At 34.8% G+C, this 15696-nt stretch carries 11 protein-coding genes; 2 read left to right on the top strand and 9 right to left on the bottom strand.

What is annotated here, in order from left to right:
• Positions 1-17: 17 nt before the first annotated feature.
• The 4 genes from CXF59_RS06285 to CXF59_RS06270 form a co-directional block, all read right to left on the bottom strand.
• Positions 18-2417, bottom strand: coding sequence for a glycoside hydrolase family 31 protein (locus tag CXF59_RS06285; RefSeq protein WP_101136995.1), 2400 nt, complete (start codon positions 2415-2417; stop codon positions 18-20).
• A 203-nt stretch (positions 2418-2620) separates the two neighbouring features.
• Entirely contained in the window at positions 2621-4528 is a 1908-nt protein-coding gene (glgB, locus tag CXF59_RS06280) for a 1,4-alpha-glucan branching protein GlgB (protein WP_101136994.1), read from the bottom strand.
• 70 nt (positions 4529-4598) lie between these two features.
• On the bottom strand, positions 4599-5879 hold the full coding sequence (locus tag CXF59_RS06275; protein ID WP_101136992.1) for a glucose-1-phosphate adenylyltransferase: 1281 nt from the start codon (positions 5877-5879) through the stop codon (positions 4599-4601).
• A complete protein-coding gene (locus CXF59_RS06270; RefSeq protein ID WP_101136991.1) occupies positions 5876-7297 on the bottom strand; it encodes a glycogen synthase in 1422 nt (473 codons plus the stop codon). Before CXF59_RS06270 ends, CXF59_RS06275 begins: the two co-directional genes overlap by 4 nt.
• A 187-nt stretch (positions 7298-7484) precedes the next feature.
• Here CXF59_RS06270 and CXF59_RS06265 point away from each other — a divergent pair, with 187 nt between their 5' ends.
• Positions 7485-8270, top strand: coding sequence for an alpha/beta hydrolase (locus CXF59_RS06265; protein WP_369828535.1), 786 nt, complete (start codon positions 7485-7487; stop codon positions 8268-8270).
• A gap of 106 nt (positions 8271-8376) precedes the next feature.
• Positions 8377-8763, top strand: coding sequence for a peptide-methionine (R)-S-oxide reductase MsrB (gene msrB / locus CXF59_RS06260; RefSeq protein WP_101136990.1), 387 nt, complete (start codon positions 8377-8379; stop codon positions 8761-8763).
• A gap of 305 nt (positions 8764-9068) precedes the next feature.
• Here msrB and CXF59_RS06255 read toward each other — a convergent pair whose 3' ends face one another.
• From CXF59_RS06255 to CXF59_RS06240, 5 genes are all read right to left on the bottom strand, one after another.
• Positions 9069-10688 (bottom strand): amidase, encoded by a 1620-nt coding sequence (locus tag CXF59_RS06255; RefSeq protein WP_101136989.1) that lies wholly within the window; start codon positions 10686-10688, stop codon positions 9069-9071.
• Between the two features lie 173 nt (positions 10689-10861).
• Positions 10862-11122 (bottom strand): hypothetical protein, encoded by a 261-nt coding sequence (locus CXF59_RS06250; RefSeq protein ID WP_101136987.1) that lies wholly within the window; start codon positions 11120-11122, stop codon positions 10862-10864.
• A 90-nt stretch (positions 11123-11212) separates the two neighbouring features.
• Positions 11213-11383 carry a hypothetical protein gene (locus CXF59_RS14920; protein WP_157824540.1) on the bottom strand — a complete coding sequence of 57 codons (171 nt, stop codon included), beginning with the start codon at positions 11381-11383 and terminating at the stop codon, positions 11213-11215.
• A 139-nt stretch (positions 11384-11522) separates the two neighbouring features.
• Complete coding sequence (locus tag CXF59_RS06245; RefSeq protein ID WP_101136986.1) at positions 11523-11822, bottom strand: FISUMP domain-containing protein; 300 nt, start codon at positions 11820-11822, stop codon at positions 11523-11525.
• A 712-nt stretch (positions 11823-12534) separates the two neighbouring features.
• On the bottom strand, positions 12535-15540 hold the full coding sequence (locus CXF59_RS06240; RefSeq protein ID WP_101136985.1) for a histidine kinase: 3006 nt from the start codon (positions 15538-15540) through the stop codon (positions 12535-12537).
• Positions 15541-15696: the final 156 nt, after the last annotated feature.

Raw genomic sequence — 15696 nt, 5'->3', positions numbered from 1 at the left:
CAACATTTTTGTTTTTCTTATTCTCCAGTAATATGTAAAACGTTAAATTCTTTCGCTACAATAAGGTAATTTTCTCCTTCAAGCTTCGCGCTGTCAAATGAAACTTCCTCATTATCAATTTCTATGCTTTTGACTTTAAAAGGAAATCCGATTAGATTTATCTTGTACTTAGTATAATTGGTATCATATTTACCTTCTTTATGCAATTGGACATTAAGTTCTTTTTCTTTTCCTGTTACTTGAAAAGTCAAGAAACTATACCTACCTTTTTTATAATCATAGCCATCTTGTGCGTCTTCATAAACTACCGACTTTTCTTTTCCTTCTTTATAATATAAATCTAAGGTCAATTCATCAAATTCTAATTCTCCCACATATTGTTGAACAGGATATTTCGGAATAATAGCACCCGCTTTTATAAATACTGGAATTTCGTCGAATTTAGTGTCAACCCAAATTTCCTTTCCTCCAGTCACAAAATCATTATTCCAGTAATTATACCATTGACCACGAGGAACATACATTCTCCTGCCTATGGCGTTAGGTTCCAAAATAGGACAAACTAAAATTTGGTTTCCAAAAATAAACTCGTCATTTCTATAATGCGTTTGTATGTCACTTTGGTCATAGTACACTAATGGTTTAAGCATAGGGATTCCCTCTTCAATATATTGCCAAAACATAGTGTATAGGTAAGGTAACAACTGGTAACGTAGGTTAACAAACTTTCTGGTAATATCAATAACCTCTTCATCAAACGCCCACGGCTCCTGATCCCCATGATCACCGGACGAGTGTGTTCGGCAAAAAGGATGGAAAACACCCAATTGAATCCAGCGCATATATAACTCCCCTGAAGGTTGTTCTGCAAATCCACCGATATCCGAACCAGTAAAGCCCATTCCGGAAATTGACATTCTTTGCACTTGTATATTTGCTATCCACAAATGCTCCCAAGTGGCCACATTATCACCAGTCCAAGAAGAACTGTAACGTTGCGCACCTGCATAAGCAGACCTCGTGATGATAAAAGGTCTTTTCGGATAAGCAAATCTTTTTACTCCATGATAAGTAGCTCTTGCCATCTGTGTACCATAAATATTATGTGCTTTTCTATGACTACAAGGGTTTCCGTCATAATCATGACGAACATCCATCGGGAACGTTTTATTAGGAACCTCCATAACTGCAGGCTCATTCATGTCATTCCAAACTCCTTTTACTCCGATCTCGGATATTAATTCTTTAAATAAACCTGCCCACCATTCTCTGACCTCGGGATTAGTATAATCAGGGAAATTACATTCTCCCGGCCAAACTTTTCCTTTCATATAAGGACCATCAGCACGTTTACAGAAATAATCTTTTTCTAAAGCCTCTTTATAGACTGAGTATTCTTTGTCGATCTTAATTCCCGGATCAATGATCACGACAGTTTTAAAACCATCTTCTGCTAATTCTGCGACCATTCTTTTTGGATCAGGAAAATATTCCTTGTTCCAGGTAAAACATCGAAACCCTTCCATATAATCAATATCCAAATAAATGGCATCGCAAGGTATTTTTAATTCTCTGAATTTTGCTGTAATTTCTTTAACGTTGCTCTCTGGGTAATAACTCCATTTACATTGGTGATAACCTAAAGCCCATAATGGGGGTAATTCTGGTTTACCGGTCAAATCAGTATAGCTGGTGACAACATCCTCCATTTTAGGTCCATAGATGAAATAATAATTCATCTCCCCTCCTTCTGACCAGAAACTGGTTACATTCCTTCTTTCGTGGCAAAAATCAAAGAAAGTTCTAAATGTATTATCAAAGAAAATACCGTATGCTTGTTTATTTTGTAACCCAATATAAAAGGGAACTACTTTGTATAAAGGTTCTTGATCTTTCTGAAAAGCATACTGATCAGTGGCAAAATTTTCCAATCTTTTCCCTTTCAAATTCATTTGGGTCGCTTTATCTCCGAGGCCATAAAAACATTCCCCGTCTTTTGAAGCCTTACTCATCTTAACGATATTACCGCCGTACTCGTAACTTTCCTCCCAATGGAAACCCAACTCATCTTCAAGTAAGACATTACCTTGTAAGTCAAAAATAGATACTCTCATATCGATTTTTTGAATAACACATTTTACTTTGCTGGTTTGTATTTGATAATACTCCGCTTCTTCAGTAACCTGAAGAAAATTATATCCATGCGAATGACTTTTATCAATAGCGTAGGAAAAGTCATTACTGAAATATCCTTTTGTTGTGTAACGAAAACGTATTAAACTGTCTCTTAACACTGTAACTTTTAAAACTACACTGTTGTCTGTATTAAAATACACTGAATCAACGTCATGTTCAAAAGAAACGATCTCTGATGGGTATAAATCGCCTTTGAATTCTAATTCTGTATTTGTAATCATGATATATCTTATTAATATTAAGCACTTTATTTATTTCCAAACATACAAAAAAACTATATTCGCTTTCCCAAAAAACAACTATATTCACGAAATCGTTATAATTGTTTTAGTAAAAAAACAAACAGTATAAACTCCGGGAATCAATACTGTTTGTCCTATTGGAAATTAACCTATAAAAGTAATATGTCTATCCATTTAAAATTTTATACAATTTTAAATACGATTACGGCTAAGGGAGGTAGTGTTAGTTCTATTGAATAGTCCCGTCCGTCATATGGTGCGGCTTCTATCGGTAATTTAACGGAATTCTTTATTCCGCTACCACCATAAATTGTAGCATCACTATTAAAAATGGCCTTAAGCTTGCCTTTTCTTGGAATACCTATCCTATAATTTTCACGGATTACCTGAGTAAAATTACAAACGATAAATACATCGTCTTTTACCTTGACTCCTTTACGAATAAAGGACATCACTGCATTTTGATGGTCTGAATAATTGATCCATTCGAATCCATCTGGACTAAATTGCTTTTCATATAATGCGGGCTCCGTTTTATATAAACTATTTAAATCTGTAATCAACTTTTTCACCCCTTCATGGTACGGATACTCATTTAAATGCCAATCAAGACTACGCTCAAAATTCCATTCGGCACTTTGGCCAAATTCACATCCCATAAACAGTAATTTTGTTCCAGGATGCGTGAACATATAACCATATAGCAATCGTAAATTTGCGAATTTTTGCCATTCATCGCCAGGCATTCTGCCAACAATGGATTTTTTACCATACACTACTTCGTCATGCGAAAGTGGCAACATGAAATTTTCTGAAAAAGCATAAGTCGATGAAAACGTCAAATCATTTTGATGGTACTTTCTGTACACGGTATCTTTTTGAAAATACTCTAACGTATCATGCATCCAACCCATCATCCATTTCATCCCAAATCCTAAGCCACCAATAGAGGTTGGTCTTGAAACCATAGGAAATGAGGTGCTTTCTTCAGCAATTGTCTGGACCCCTTCAAAATTAGAGTACACAGCTTCGTTGAATTCTTTTAAAAAACTTATGGTATCTAGGTTTTCCCTTCCACCGTAAATATTAGGCTCCCATTCTCCTTCTTCCCTTGAATAATCTAAATACAACATCGAAGCTACCGCATCCACGCGAAGAGCATCTGCATGGTAATGTTGCAGCCAAAACAGCGCATTACTGATCAAAAAAGATCGCACTTCATTTCGGCCATAATTAAAGACCAAACTTTTCCAGTCTGGATGATATCCTTTTTTACGATCCGGATGTTCAAAAAGATTTGAGCCGTCAAAGAATCCTAAGCCATGTGCGTCATCTGGGAAATGGGAAGGAACCCAATCCAGAATAACTCCAATTCCGGCCTGATGCAATCGATCTACCAGCACCATAAATTCTTGTGGCTGCCCAAAACGAGACGTCGGTGCAAAATAACCTACCAGCTGATACCCCCACGATGGATCATATGGATACTCCATGATGGGCATAAACTCTACATGCGTAAATCCGGTTTCTTTTACATAAGCGACTAGATCTTCCGCAAATTCAAGATAAGTCAGAAATCGATTGTCTTCTTCATGGCGTTTCCAGGACCCCAAATGAACTTCATACACGGAGTACGGTTTGTCCAGCGCATTATGATCCTGACGATTCTCCATCCATTTGGTATCGTCCCATTTGTAATCGAGATCCCATACTACAGATGCGGTATGCGGCGGTTTTTCACAATAGAAAGCAAAAGGATCTGCTTTTTCAGTGACTACTCCGCTATTATTGGATTTTATCTTATATTTATAAGTAGTTCCTTTTTCAATATTGGGAATAAATCCTTCCCAGATACCAGAAGAATCCCATCTTACCTGAAGCGGATGTTCTCCTTGAGTCCAGAAGTTAAAATCTCCCACAACAGATACTGAACGGGCAGTTGGAGCCCAAACGGCAAAATAAACGCCTTTTACACCATCTAGTTCAATCAGATGCGCTCCAAGTTTATCATATAGTCTGTAATGTTTTCCAGCTTTAAATAAATCGATGTCAAAATCAGTAAAAAGAGAATGCGTGATAACTTTACTCATATAGCACTTGTATGATTCTAAATATTAAAATAAATAGAATATTAATTTTTTAAAAAAAAGTAGTAATAGCTTAATTAATTGTATAATTATCTGGTAATATAGCACCTTTTTTTATCACAACAATCCCATCTTTTATGGCATACAATTCATGTGAAACATCTTCCAAGTGCTTACCTCCATTGATATAAACATCGTTACCTATTCTGCAATTTTTATCCACTATGGCATGACTGATAAAACACCTTTCTCCGATACCAACCAATAGTTTATTGTTTTTAACGTCCGCATTCATATCATTAATACTCTGATAAAAATCATTACCCATCACATAACAGTTTTGGATGACAGTCCCTTCTCCTATTCTTGATCGAATACCTATCACAGATTGTTTAATTTCCTTTGCATTCAAGATACATCCTGCAGAAATCAACGATTTTTCAATCATGGTATTTTTAAATTTAGAAGGAGGCAATAAACGAGGTCTTGTATAAATTTTATTATCGTTATCAAATAAATTAAATTCAGGCACATCATCCGTCAGACCAATATTAGCCTCAAAAAAAGAATCAATATTTCCAATATCTGTCCAATATCCCTCATATTGGTAGCTTAATATCTTTTTATTTCCAACTGCTTGCGGGATAATTTCTTTCCCAAAATCCTTAGTGTCAGGGTTAGCCATTAATTCGACTAAAAGTTCGCGATTGAATATGTAAATACCCATTGAAGCTAAATAATCCTTTCCTTCACTCTTCATCTGGTCACTTACATCTGACTTCCAGTCCGGTAAAAGTTCCTTAGCTGGTTTTTCTATAAAGGATTCTATACAGCTCTTTTCATTTGTTTTTAAAATTCCAAATTCCGGAGCATCCTTAGCGTTGACTGGTAAAGTAGCAATGGTTATGTCTGCTTGATGTTTAATATGTTCTTCAATCATGTCGTTGAAATCCATTTGATATAATTGATCTCCGGAAAGAATCAGTGCATAATCAAAATCATGATTCAAAAAGTGTGGCATACATTGTCTAACTGCATCGGATGTTCCTTGAAACCAAGTTGGATTATCTGGAGTTTGCTCTGCAGCCAAGATATCTACAAAAGCATGGCTAAATACGCTAAAATTGTAGGTGTTTTTTATATGTGCATTTAAAGAAGCTGAATTAAATTGTGTCAATACAAAAATTCTATAAATATCTGAGTTCATACAATTTGAGATAGGAATATCAACTAATCTATAATTTCCCCCTATTGGTACTGCAGGCTTAGACCTAGACTCTGTCAATGGATATAATCGTGATCCTTGACCTCCACCTAAAATAATTGCAATAACATTTTTCTTCTTAGCTTTCATATTTTGTTAATTATTAAATTATACACTTCTATATATTCCTGACATGCCTTTTCCCAGGAATGATCTGTATTCATTCCTGTATTTCGAATTGTATTTAAATGTTCTTTATCTTTATACAAGTTTATTGCCCTTTGAATGGAGTAACAAATATCTCCAACAGAAGATTGATCATGACAGACTCCGTTACCGTTATCTCCAAAATCAGTTACCGTGTCTTTCAACCCTCCAGTCCTTCTCACAATAGGAATTGTGCCATATCGCAGCGAGTACATTTGATTTAGTCCGCACGGTTCCACCCTTGATGGCATTAATAAAAAGTCAGCTCCTGCATAAATTAAATGTGCCAACTCTTCATTGTATCCAATAAACGTATTGTAATTTCCCTTATAATCCACCAATAAACTATTTAATTGGTCTTCTATCTCTTGATTTCCGGAGCCTAAAATAAGAATGTTGATTTCTTTATAATTTTCGGACAATGCCAAAGCCGATGCCTGTGGTAATAAATCGCCTCCTTTTTCTTCTAATAAGCGCCCGATAAAACTAAAAAGTGGCTTTGTGGGATCTAAATTAAATAAAGTGCATAGTATCTCTTTGTTCTGCTGTTTGCCTTTCTCAAAGTTTTCAACCGAATAATTTTTTTCTAACATTTTATCCTTTGACGGGTCCCAGACTTCAGTATCGATTCCGTTTAATATCCCCGTTGATTTATAGCGAACCATATTAAACAGTGATTCTAATCCATTCGCTGAATAATTAATCTCATTCAAATAATTTGGGGAAACGGTCGTCACTGCCCAAGCACACTTTATTCCTACGGCCAATGAATTGATGCAGTGATCCCATTCTAAAACATTCACATGTGCTAAATCAAATTCCGGTAAATAATGTAATTTATCAAATCCGAATTGCCCCTGATATAATCCATTATGAATAGTAATCATCGAAGGTGTATTTTGTAATCTCTTATATTTACCACAATACAACATCATAAATGGAATCAAACCTGTATGATGATCATGACAATTGATTACGTCCGGCATTTCATCACGACCAATTATCCAATCTAAAGCGGCTATTTGAAATGACACGAATCGTTCGATATCATCTTTGTATCCGTATACGTCTTTTCTGTCGAATAATTCTGGAATTTCAATAAGGTATAACTCAAATCCTAATTTATCAGTTGTTTCCTTGAGTACATTAAATGAAAAATCGAATTTTCCCAATTTTACAAAACCCCAATGGACGCATTCAAATTTATTTTCTTTTTTAAACTTGGTATCATAACAAGGAATTACAACTCTTGTAAGATGACCGGCTTTATTCTGGTATTTTGGCAATGCGCCTACAACATCTGCTAAACCACCTACTTTTGCTACGGGATAACACTCTGCGCTAATATGAAATATTTCCATTTATTAAATTTTGTTTCTCTTAAAATTATATATCGGCATTGTAAAATTCCTTTTTTATTAGGACAACCCTTTCTTTAATGTAAATGATTCAATTAACATTAAAACTTTATTAAATATGTTACTTTTATGCTTTTCTAAATTTAGTCAAAATTATATAAAATAATAGGAGTCCCATAAATTTATTAATATGACAAAAAAAAGTTCCATTCACAGACAATCATTGAAAATTCCTAGGCCTATTCTACTCGCTAGTAAATTTATCTCTTTAATTTCGTCAAAACTCACTATATTATTTGCTGCAAAATTGTTTACAACTCCTATAAAACACACCATTCCTAAAAGGGAATTCGAAATGGAAGAGATAAGCACTCAAAAAAACCTCCATATTCCTACTATAGACAAAACAGTTGTTGTGTACCAATATGGCCAAAGTGACAAGAAAGTTTTGCTGGTTCATGGTTGGTCAGGACGAGGAACGCAATTAGTAAAAATAGCAGATGCTTTAATAAAGTCAGGCTATTCTACGATCAGTTTTGATGCTCCTGCACATGGAAAATTACCTGGAAATCAGACTATAATGACCGATTTTATTGCTGCTATTTTAGAAATTGAAAAACAGTACGGTCCTTTTGAGTCGGCTGTTGGCCACTCTCTAGGTGGCATGTCTATTTTAAATGCAATAAAGAAAGGGCTGAAATTAAATACTGCCATAATTATAGGGAGTGGGGATGTAATTCAAGATATTATTGAAGATTTTATTACTAAATTGCAACTCAAGCCGAGTTTAGCTACTGATTTAAGACTTCATTTCGAAAAAAAGTATGGCGAAAAAATGAATGATTACTCTGCTTATAAAGCTGCTAAAGAAATTACAATACCTGTTTTAGTGATTCATGATAAAGATGATCCTGAAGTTCCCGTAAAAGCAGGACAACACATTTACGATCATTTAAAATATGGCAAACTGTATTAACAGAAGGTTTAGGACACAGAAAAATTTTAAGTGATTCTGAGGTCATACAAAGAACAGTTCAATTTGTGAGCGCTAACTAATTATTAATCCAACAAAATTATACACCATGAAATATCCTTTAGAAAAATCCGAAGCCCAATGGAAAGAAGAACTGGGAGAAGAGAAATACCGCGTCTTGCGTGAAAAAGGAACTGAGCGGCCACACACCGGAACTTACAACTTGCATTATGAAGAAGGCACTTATTGCTGTGGCGCTTGTTCAGAACCATTATTTGAAAGTAATTCAAAGTTTGATGCACACTGCGGTTGGCCTTCGTTTGATGATTCAATTCCTGGAAAAGTTAAATATATCTTAGATAAAACACATGGAATGACACGTACTGAAATAGTTTGCGCTAATTGCGGCAGCCATTTAGGACATTTATTTAATGATGGTCCAACCGCTACCGGCCAAAGGTATTGTGTCAACTCGGTATCAATCGATTTCAAATAATAATAAATGGATTTATTCGGAAACTTAAATGATTGGGCGTAAACTTAGAACCTATTCTGAAAAAATATAAAGGAAGCAAACAGCAATAGGCTTACCATTATTTATATCAGCTAGTGATGATGTTTTTTTCTTAATTACAGGAATAAATTATCAATATGTAGTTCTACACTAATGAAATATCAAGACTATCAATTGATAAAGAAAGTTTACAATTAATATTTCCAAAAAAAAACATTTAATAGGACCATAACAACTAACGGGCATTAAATTCGTTAGTTGTTACAGGTCTTTTTTACCAACTGTTTCTATAAAAAAGATTTCTTGAAACTAGGTTTAATTCTCTTAGTGGAGGCTTGTTCGTAAGCATAGGCCATTCCTATTAATTCAGGTTCGGAATAGGCTGTCCCGAAAAATGAAAAACCTATTGGTAATTCATATACCTTTCCGCAAGGCACTGTAATGTGAGGATACCCGCTTGCAGCTGCTGGAGTTGTTAAAAAAACATCTCCCCAACGGTCTCCATATATGTTGTCGATACTACATGCGGGTCCCATCGTTAATCCGCAAATTGCATCCAGTTGATTTTCTTTGATTACATCATCCAAAATTTTCTTGGAACCAAAATGACTTTTATTTAATGCTTCAATATAATTTTTGTCATCAAGTCCGTTCTTTTCATTCGAACTTATTAATGTTTCCTGTTTAAAATAAGGCATCGCCTTATCTTCATTGGCAATATTGAAATCAATAACCTCTTTTAATGTTTTTACTTTCGCATTTGAAGCAGCCAAATACTTGTTGACTCCAGCTTTGAATTCATACTGCATCACTTCAAATTCAGCGGCTCCTAATTCATTAATTTTATCTAAATAATCTATTTCAATGACTGTTGCCCCTTGCTTTTTAATCAAATCAATCGCTTTCTTTTGCAATGTATGCATAAACTGATTTTCGCCCTGAGGTTTTCTCTCCACCCCTATCCTTTTACCTTGTAGTGCTTTTGTATCTAAAAATTTAGTATAGTCTGCTCGCCCTTTTCCTTTGCTTTCATTGGTAACTGGATCTTTAGAATCAATTCCTGCCAGTATTCCAAGTAAAATAGCAGCATCTTTAACTGTCCTGGCCATTGGTCCAGCCGTATCTTGAGTATGCGATATGGGAATAATTCCTGATCTACTGACTAATCCTATTGTTGGTTTAATACCTACAATACCACTTACTGCAGATGGACAAACCACAGAACCATCCGTTTCAGTACCCACAGCCACAACGCAAAGATTTGCTGCCACAGCCACAGCAGAGCCCGCACTTGAACCACATGGATTATGATCTAAAATATAAGGGTTTTTTGTTTGCCCCCCTCTACTGCTCCATCCTGAGCAGGAATGTGTAGAACGAAAATTTGCCCATTCACTCAAGTTTGTCTTACCAATAATGATGGCACCCGCTTCCCTAAGTCTCCCTACTACAAAAGCATCTTTGGAAGCAAAATTACCTTCCAAGGCAAGCGAACCTGCAGTAGTTTGCATTTTGTCTGCTGTGTCGATATTATCTTTTATTACAACTGGTATACCGTGTAAAGGGCCTCTTGATTTACCCGCTTTCATCTCGGCATCCATCGCCTTTGCAATAGCTATAGCTTCAGAATTTATTTCTATAATCGAATGCAACTCAAGCCCGTTTTTATCTATAGCGTCAATACGGTTTAGATACAATTGTACTAATTGTTCTGAAGTATATTTACCAGAAGATAATTTTTCACGTAAGCTGCTAATTGTTTCTTCTTCAAGTTCAAATGCTTCTGCACCACCTGCAACTACATATGATCCTTCATTTTTTGTTACATTAGAACACCCCGAAATTAAAAAAGCACTAAGACCCGCAGAAGCCATAGTTGTTGTAGTTAAAAAAGTTCTTCTTTTCATTGATGAAGTTGTTTGAGCAATTATTGATAAAAATTAAAGTCCTTAAAGTAGTATATAATTTTTAATTAAGATTAACTGTCCTAAAAATAATTGGTATATCGTAGATCAATGTAGTTTTACAACGCAAACTGGCTACTTTTTTAAACAAGTAATCGTATCGTAACTGTTGCACCCTAATTCTCTGTAAAATAAGTACAGCTGGGATCGACATCACACGGCTGTAAAAACATGATGCGTTCTCGCGCTAAAGCAATACCTCTCGAAGCATGGAGTTTAGATTGTTTATGTGCGTTCAATCTTTTTCCATTGTCAATGATGATGCATTCTAAAACTCTAGCGACTAGCATTTCAAAAGGTATATTAAGTTTTAGAGCAGAATGAAATTGATCAAGAGCATAAACGAAAACATTTTCTACAAAGGGTTGAATTAACATAAAGGGAATTTCAAATACCTTTTTATCAATTGAAGGATCAACAAGCGTATTACCTCTATCCGCTCCTTAGCTACTTCTAATTCGGCTCCTTTATCTTGTATTTATCGTAGATATAAGAATCAACAAATCGATGGTTTCTTTGTCAAGGCTTTCGTCCACCGTATATTTATATTCCTTACTAAAACTCATAGTAAATTCAAATATTGCCAACAACAAATCATAAGTACTATTGTTAATCGGTAAATCCGAATTTAGTTTCATCTGCTGACTATTAATTGTTATTGTTCTTCAACAATCAAATCCAGTAATGACCATGGTGTTTTTACAAAAAAAGTCAAAGGATATTAATCCTTGAGGCGACGCACTGAGAAACCTTAAAGCTTAATGCTTTTATACCTGATTACAAAGCAGTTATTGTCATTCGGGTAGTTGCTCGAGGCGAATGCTTTAGCGCTCTACAAGGACGTACCAGCAACGTGTTGCTGACCAAGATAAATGTACCATTATCGAAGCTACCACCTCCCAGAAGAACCATAAAACCAATGCTGTTAGTAGCGACTGTATTGTGAATTGTCCAGTGCGTTGTTCCCGTTTCTTTAATTGCACCGCCTGAATTTGTTTCTCCTCCTACTAAGGTGGTTAATGTCGTACAATCCCCATCTGTGGGAACTTGCCAGCCTGTTGCCACCAATTTTTTCATTGCAAGTACTTCTCCAATTGTTAGTGTTGCTAACTATGCTACAGTAATACCCATTACTGCACACAAGTTAGACAGTTTGCCATAAGTAGTGCCATTGTTAGGATGATTATTATAATAACACCAGCCACCTGTTCTTAAAGCTGCCCAGACAGTTGGGTCGGTTATTTGCAGTATTAGAGTGTGCCGTCATTATATTTAGTAACATTTAAATTCCTTTTTTTCCATATTTGTCTACCAATGGTTAAACTTGGTAATAGATACGGAACTGTGGTTGGTGGTGTTCATTAAACCTACGTATGTAATTGATTAAATCAATTATAGCGTAGCACCGTCATTTACAAAAACTGCTACTACTGCCAATGCAGAACCATTATAATAGTTCCTTATCTTCTGTTCGGACCAGCCTAAAAAAATAATTGTAAATTTTAATTTAAATAGCACAAAATAGCCAACTTCCTCTATGTTTCATATTCGAAACAAGAAAAATAGGCACCCATATCAACAGGCGATTAATCTGCTGTGGGCAAGTTAGAGTAGGTTCTACCATGATTTGTAAATTTAATTAACAGAAAATCACTAAACAAGACATTGCGTAACTACTATTTTTAACTAAAACAAAGTACAGTGTCCATATCAGAAAATAATCTATTCTCATAATAAAAAGGGTTTCGAGACGTCGTTTCCCACAATTTTATTTCATGACCTACAAAAATTATTCGGTGACAAATAAACGAATAGTAACTGTTGTCCCCATCCCTTTTGTAAAATCAATGTGTATAGGATCCAAATTATTTTTTTGTAATAAAATAATGCGTTCCCTTGCTAATGCAATACCCCTAGAAACATGAAACTTCGATTTTTTAGCCGCATTCAGACCTTTTCCATTATCAATTATCTTACACTCTAAAAACCGCTCATCAATCATTTCAAAGGAAATATTGAGTTTTGGGGAAGGAAAATTTTCATCAAACGCATGAGCAAATACATTTTCCACAAAGGGCTGTATCAGCATGGGCGGGATTTCAAATAAGCTTCCCGCAACCGAAGGATCAATATAAACATCACATAAAACGCGATCTTTAAATCGCATATTTTCAATGAAAATATAGCTTTGTAAATACTCGACTTCGTCTTTGATTGAAATAGTCTGTTTAGGCGAATTTTTCAAGGTCTTTCTCATCAATACGGCAAATTCACTAATATAAAGTGATGAATTAATTTCATCATTGGCTTTTACGAAATCTTGAATGGACTCCAAAGCATTATATATGAAATGAGGATTCATTTGATTTGAAAGAGCTTCAAACTTAGCTTCTGTTATTTGTTTTTCTACGATTGCTTTATACCTTACTTTATTTTTTTTACGAATGATAAAATAAAATACAATTCCCATAACGAATAGCAAGATGAGGCTAATAAACCACCACGTGAACCAAAATGGTGGCGCAATATAAACTTTAAGCAGCTTAAAAATAGTCGATTTCCCTGCATTCAAATCTAAAACTTCCACTTCAACTAAGTAATGCCCATAAGGCAAATAAGCTAAAAACAAATTGGCTTTATCGCTGTAAGGACTCCAACGATTCGAGCTTTTTAGACGATATCGAAATTTCAATTTATCGGCAATAACATGCCCTTCCGGCATAAAATCTATAGAAAGGGAATTCTGGTTATAATCAAGCCTCAATTCATCCGAAGCATAACGGAACCAGTTGAAATTCGATTTATTTATAGGAATACTATTGATGGCTATTTCACTGATACCTAACTTTGCAACCGTTCTCTGCTCTTTTGTAAGAGTAGTTAAATCAACGATATAATAGCCCTCTTTACTACCTAACCACAACTGATTTTCAAAAATTTTAGAAGTTGTGAATACACAATCGATTAATCCTAGTTGTTTATCAATTAACCTTACTTTCCCGTTCTGATAAATATTAATTCCTTTTTCCGTGCCAATAAAAATATAATTTTTATACGCCTCAAGAAACAATATCGTCTTTCCCGCGAGTTGATCTTTAGGAATAACTTTTACTATTTTAAATAATTTTGTATCATCTACTACAAAAACATCGCCAAACTCAGAAGCTAAAATGAGCTGCCCCCTATCGTTCATTACGATATGTTTCAACTTTTTTTCCTTCCATATACCTTCGGCCAAATAAGAATGAAACTGATTGTCATGATGTACAAACAATCCATTAAAAACGGACAACAGATAAGTTTTCTGATTATGATTCAGGATGTTTACTATGGCGGTAGTTTTTTCGTCTACTGAATTTACCTTTAAATTATAAATATCATCATATACATGAACCCCACCATAAGGATTTGTTTCAAAAAACTTATTGTTTCCGGTGAAACCAAATTCATAAGTGTGAATAGGTATATAGTTTATGATCTCACCCTCAAAATTAATTTCAAAAACTCCTATATTGCTACTAACCCAAAAGGATTTGTAATGTTTTACAATTTTATAAAATTCGATACCTTTGGACGAAATTCTATAATCCAATTCAAAAAAATTGTCAGCATGTGTAGGCAATCGCTTATTGGACTTCCTTATATAATTAAGCTGCTTGCTTTTGAAATCCGACAAGGAAATACTTTTCAAAACTTCTTGGGCAGCACCTAAAATGGAAAGTCCTTTATTATGAAGAATAATTTTTTTGTCTCCTGACTTTTCAAAATCAATTATCGTTTTCCCTTCAAAAAAATTGTACTCAATCATTTTATCTAAACGCACCTCATACACCCCTTTGTCCTTAGAACCTACGTACAGAATGTCCTTTCCTTTATCATAAGCAGCATTGAGTAAGCTTTGAGAATCTATACCATAATAATCTGAAACATTAATCATTTTACTATCGGATATTTGATAAAGTCCGCCGCTATTGTCAAAAATGCCCCAAGCAGCCGCATAAATAACATCGCGTTTGTCTTTGGCATATTGCCAAACAATCGATTGTCCGAAAGGAACAGCTGATGGCTCAACATTTTTAATATTGTCGAAACTTAAAACATCGATAAAACCTTTGTTACTGCTATAAAGACTAGTATCATTATAGCCTAAACTATAGGCATGTGAATCAGTATCCCTTCCTGTAAGTTTATATTCTAAGACTGTAACTATTTTGGCTACCCCCTCCGATTCATCTAACTTAAAAAGCCCTTCATTAATGGTCGAAAAATAAACCTCATTATCGTGAACAAAAAAGTCAGTTACAATGAACACTCCAAAATGAGGCTTAATATCTTTTGGGTTGGCTATTTGACTGGTATTGATATCTAAAATTGAAACCCCTAATTCTGTGCCCAAATACATTTTGTTTTTATAAGAAAAAACTTTACGTACATTATCGGACGCCAAACCATTTTTAGTCGTAAAAACAGTGAATTTTTCACCATCAAACTTACTTACACCACCTCCATAACTGGCAAACCACATATTTCCTTTTCTGTCTTGGGATATGTCCCAACAACTGTTATGTCCTAATCCATCAGATTCATCGAGATTCGCAAATGAGCCATTTTCCATTTTCGAAACGCCATTCTCCATTCCTATCCATAAAATATCTTTCGAATCCAAAAATAAAGATCGGACCGCATTATTAGGCAAACCATCAGCTGTCGTGTAATTTTTAGATGGTAAATATTGCCCAAAAAGCGAGTATGTAAAAATAAAGGATATAAAAAGCCAACTATTTTGCGATTTCATTCACACGATTTTAATGATAGTAGAAACATAGAAAAAGAACAACAAATTAACATAGGTTAATTATTGAATTCAGCAAGCTAAAATAATCTTAAAAAAAATAAAAAGCTGTGTACTTTGCGTAAAACATCCTTTTATAATGCTAAATTATAGAGCACA

This window comes from Flavobacterium sp. ALD4 (assembly GCF_002836475.1).
Lineage (GTDB): Bacteria > Bacteroidota > Bacteroidia > Flavobacteriales > Flavobacteriaceae > Flavobacterium.
Note: the sequence above shows the minus strand (reverse complement) of the source record. Positions and strands in the feature narration are given on the sequence as shown.